Source organism: Brevundimonas sp. UBA2416 (assembly GCF_002343105.1).
In the GTDB taxonomy this organism is placed as follows: Bacteria; Pseudomonadota; Alphaproteobacteria; order Caulobacterales; family Caulobacteraceae; genus Brevundimonas.
Genome location: NZ_DDRM01000006.1, coordinates 12,287 through 16,298 on the forward strand (window position 1 = coordinate 12,287; position 4,012 = coordinate 16,298).

General features: G+C 66.9%; 5 protein-coding genes and 2 pseudogenes. All 7 read left to right on the forward strand.

Annotated elements, in window-relative coordinates; all coding sequences use genetic code 11:
* Nucleotides 1-228 (forward strand): annotated as a pseudogene (locus B3E43_RS01210) (S-(hydroxymethyl)glutathione dehydrogenase); the annotation flags it as partial.
* Nucleotides 229-289: 61 nt separating this feature from the next.
* Nucleotides 290-673, forward strand: coding sequence for a VOC family protein (locus B3E43_RS01215; protein WP_292026070.1), 384 nt, complete (start codon nucleotides 290-292; stop codon nucleotides 671-673).
* Nucleotides 674-747: 74 nt separating this feature from the next.
* Nucleotides 748-1,458, forward strand: a complete 711-nt coding sequence (locus B3E43_RS01220; RefSeq protein ID WP_292026071.1) for a hypothetical protein — start codon at nucleotides 748-750, stop codon at nucleotides 1,456-1,458.
* Nucleotides 1,459-1,617: 159 nt separating this feature from the next.
* Nucleotides 1,618-2,457: an S-formylglutathione hydrolase gene (gene fghA, locus B3E43_RS01225; RefSeq protein WP_292026072.1), complete on the forward strand. Its 840-nt coding sequence runs from the start codon at nucleotides 1,618-1,620 to the stop codon at nucleotides 2,455-2,457.
* 2 nt (nucleotides 2,458-2,459) lie between these two features.
* Nucleotides 2,460-3,605: an alpha/beta hydrolase gene (locus tag B3E43_RS01230; RefSeq protein WP_292026073.1), complete on the forward strand. Its 1,146-nt coding sequence runs from the start codon at nucleotides 2,460-2,462 to the stop codon at nucleotides 3,603-3,605.
* Nucleotides 3,592-3,822, forward strand: coding sequence for a hypothetical protein (locus tag B3E43_RS01235; RefSeq protein WP_292026074.1), 231 nt, complete (start codon nucleotides 3,592-3,594; stop codon nucleotides 3,820-3,822). Before B3E43_RS01230 ends, B3E43_RS01235 begins: the two co-directional genes overlap by 14 nt.
* An 89-nt stretch (nucleotides 3,823-3,911) precedes the next feature.
* A pseudogene (locus B3E43_RS01240) lies at nucleotides 3,912-4,012 on the forward strand (superoxide dismutase); the annotation flags it as partial.

Sequence of the window (4,012 nt, forward strand, 5' to 3'; positions counted from 1 at the left end):
GAGATCGCGACGCGGCCGTTCCAGCTGGTCACCGGGCGGGTATGGCGCGGCTCGGCCTTCGGCGGGGCGCGCGGCCGGACCGACACGCCGAAGATCGTCGACTGGTACATGGACGGCAAGATCGAGATCGATCCGATGATCACCCACACTCTGCCGCTGGAGCGGATCAATGAGGCGTTCGACCTGATGCATGCCGGGGAGAGCATCCGCAGCGTGGTGGTCTTCTAGAGGCTTGCGTCGCCGGGATAGTTGTTTAAAAAAACTGTCCTGAGGTCAGGAGAGGGAAGCCATGTTCACCCACATCACCGTCGGTGCGAACGACGTCGAGGCGTCGCGGAAATTCTACGATGCGGCGCTGGGCGCGCTGGGCCACGAGCCGGGGCAGGGACCCGACGCCAAGGGCCGCTACTGGTGGCGCACGCGCATGGGCGCCTTCGCGGTCGGCAAGCCGATCGACGGCGAGCCGGCCTGCCACGCCAACGGCGGGACAATCGGCTTCGCGGCCAAGTCGGCCGAGATGGTCAAGGCCTTCCACGACGCGGGCGTCGCCGCCGGCGGCAAGGCGATCGAGGACCCGCCCGGCGAGCGCAACGGCCCGTTCGGCACGCTGAACCTTGCCTATCTGCGGGACCCGTCGGGCAACAAGGTGTGCGCGTTGCATCGAGTGGCCTGACGGACAAGCCTGCGTTAGGCTGGCCTATCCGCGTTCGTCGATGCCGTCGAACGTCCAAGCCACGGAGCGCAGCGATGAAGCTTGACCCGCAGAGAGCCCTTATCGCCTATTCTGGCGCCCTGACCGCCGTGGTCATCGGTGTGATGGTTTCTGGCGCCGTGCAGGGAGTCGGCCCGGCGAGATTCACAGAGATTGATGTGCAGCGCATCAATGTACGCGAACCGGACGGCACGCTGCGGATGGTCATCTCCAACCAGACCAGCTTCCCCGAAATTCCCTATCGGGGCCGCGAGATTCCGCACCCGGGGCGCGACACAGCCGGGATGCTGTTCATGAACGAGGAGGGCACAGAGGTCGGGGGCCTGATTTTCGGCGGCAAGGATCAGGATGGGGTGCGCTCGTCCGGCGGCAGCCTGACCTTTGACGGCTATGAGCAGGATCAAACGGTCCAGCTCATGGGCTCACAGCGCGGCCAGCGCCGGGTGTCCGGACTGGTCGTCACTGATCGGCCCGAAGAGCCCATCGACTACGCGGTGCTTGAGCGGCTGGAGGGCCTGTCGCCTGAGGCGCAGCAGGCCGCCATGGTTTCCGCGAATATGGGCGGGTCGCAGCGCGCCTTCCTGGGCCGTCAGGGGTCGGGCGCGTCGGAACTGGTGTTGCGCGACGCTGGGGGCAAGGCGCGTCTGGTCCTGAGCGTGGCGGCCGACGGCGCCGCGCGCATCGCCTTTATGGACGAGGCCGGCCGCACCACGCGGGTGGTGACGCCCGAGGACGATCAGCCCTGAATATTGCGAATGTTCTCCATACCGCTCATCCCGACGAAAGCCGGGACCCGGCGCCTTGGGTGACCAGTCTCGTTAGGCTGTCGGGAACGATGTCCGGAAACGCCGGCTTCAAGCGGGACAGAACTGGGTCCCGGCTCTCGCCGGGATGAGCGGAAAAATATGGAAACGATCAAGGCACATCAGGTCCACGGCGGAACCCTGCGTTACCTGCGCCACGACAGCGCCACGACCGGCACGCCCATGACCCTGTCGGTCTTCGTTCCGGGCGGCGAGGGGCCGTTTCCGGTGTTGATCTGGCTATCGGGCCTGACATGCACCGAGGACAATTTCACAACCAAGGCCGGGGCCTATGCGGCCGCAGCGTCGCATGGGGTGATCATCGTCGCGCCGGACACCTCGCCGCGCGGGGAGAGGGTCGCGGACGATCCGGCGTACGATCTCGGGCAGGGCGCGGGCTTCTATGTCGATGCCACGGAGGCGCCGTGGACGCCGCACTTCCGGATGGAGAGCTATGTCGTCGAGGAATTGATCGGCCTGATCGACGCGGGATTCCCCACCACGAAGGCGCGGTCGATCAGCGGCCATTCGATGGGCGGGCATGGGGCGCTGACCCTTGCCCTGCGGCATCCGCACCTGTTCCGGTCGGTCTCGGCCTTTGCGCCGATCTCGTCGCCGACGCGCTGTCCGTGGGGCGAGAAGGCCTTCGCCGCCTATCTGGGCCCGGATCGCGAGGCCTGGGAGGCGCATGACGCGGCGCGGCTGATTGAGGGCGGCGTGGGCGAGGGCTACTACGACGACATCCTGATCGACCAGGGCGACGCGGATCCGTTCCTCGTCGAGCAGTTGAAGCCGGAACTGCTGGTCGCCGCGGGCAAGGCCATGGGACAGGCGATCACGCTGCGGATGCAGCCGGGCTATGACCACTCCTATTTCTTTATGGCGAGCTTTATCGCCGATCACGTGGCATTCCACGCCCTGCGGCTGAGAGGACCTGTTTGACCATGACCCTTCTGGCCGTCGCACTGACTGTTGGCCTGCAACTGCCTGCGCCGGGGCCGGTTCTGGACGCCGTCCCTTTCGAGGTGCCCTCGGCCGACGGGTATATGATCCAGGGCGAGACGGATCGGCCCGCAGGGCCGGCGCGCGGAGTCGTGATCATGGTCGCGGGGACCGGCGTCTTCACCCGCGATGTCAACTTCGGTCGGTCCGGTACGCCCGGAGACCGCGTATTCCTGGACCTCGCCGCCCGGTTCAACCAACGGGGCATGGCGGTGGTGCGCTTCGACCGTCGGGGCGCCCGTTACGGGGTTCCGCGCGAAGAGCGGACGGACAAGGCCGTTGCGCCCACGGCGACGCCTGAAAACCTCAGTCAGGATGTCGAGGCCCTGTATGACTGGACCCGTTCCGAGCGGGGTCTGGGGGCGCGATGCGTGGTCCTGTTCGGCCATTCGGAAGGCACCATCCATATCGCGGGGCTGGCAGAGCGGGGGGCCGTTCCGCCAGACCTCGTCATCGGCATGGGCGGGCTGCTGGAGAGCAAGGCGTCCGTGATTCGATGGCAGTCCGTTGACCGTGAGCCGGACGCCTTGCTGATGATGGACGACGACGGCGACGGCATGGTCACTGACGAGGAGATTCGCGCCAATTTCCGCGAAACGCCGGCGGGCATCTATGAGGACCCGGCCCCCCTGCTGGCTCCGGACGGGTCCTGGACCGCAGCCGACATTGCCGGCGCCCGCGCTGAAGGCGCCGCCTGGTACGCCCGGGAAGTGGCGGCCCTCGCCAACCATGCCGATGACGCGCCCTATCCGGACGCCGAGCAGCCTCTTGCCAGCTGGCGCTGGTGGAAGTCCTGGTTCCTGGATGACACGCCCAACGCCGTCCGGCTTTCGCGCTGGCCCTCGCCCCTGATCTTCCATTACGGCTCAAGAGACTCGCAGGTGCGCGAGGACCGTCAACGTATCGCAGCGGAAGGCATCCTGCCTGCCGGTCAACTGAGGTTCGTCTCGCACCCGGATCGGGGCCATACTCTGGGACACGATGCGCTGCTTGGGCCGATGGACGAAGCCATCGCCGACCAGATCGCAGATCAGGCTGCGGCCGCCTGCCCGGTCGCTTTTTCAGGTCGAGACAATGAACCAGGCTGATTATGCTTCCATGTTCGCCGCCCTGTGCCGGGAGGTCGGCTTCTGCCTGCATCCCAAGGGGGAGAAGCGGGTGCTCGAGGCTCTGCCCAACGGACTGGACGCCGCGACGCGGGCCGTGTTCGACGCCGAGGGCGTGGATTTCGCCTCGGCCACGGGCGACCTGCGGCGGGCGGTGCGCGACTGTCTGAAAGCCAATCTGCCGGGGTCGGGCGGATAGCCGCAGGAACGAAATCGGCCCGTCCCGCTTGGGATGGGGGAACGGGCGCCTAGATACAGGCGGACCGAACTGATTGAAGGAGCCGCCCGATGGCCTTTACGCTTCCCCCCCTCCCGTACGCCCATGACGCCCTGGAGCCCGCGATCGACCGGGAGACGATGAAGTTCCACCACGGCAAGCACCATCAGGC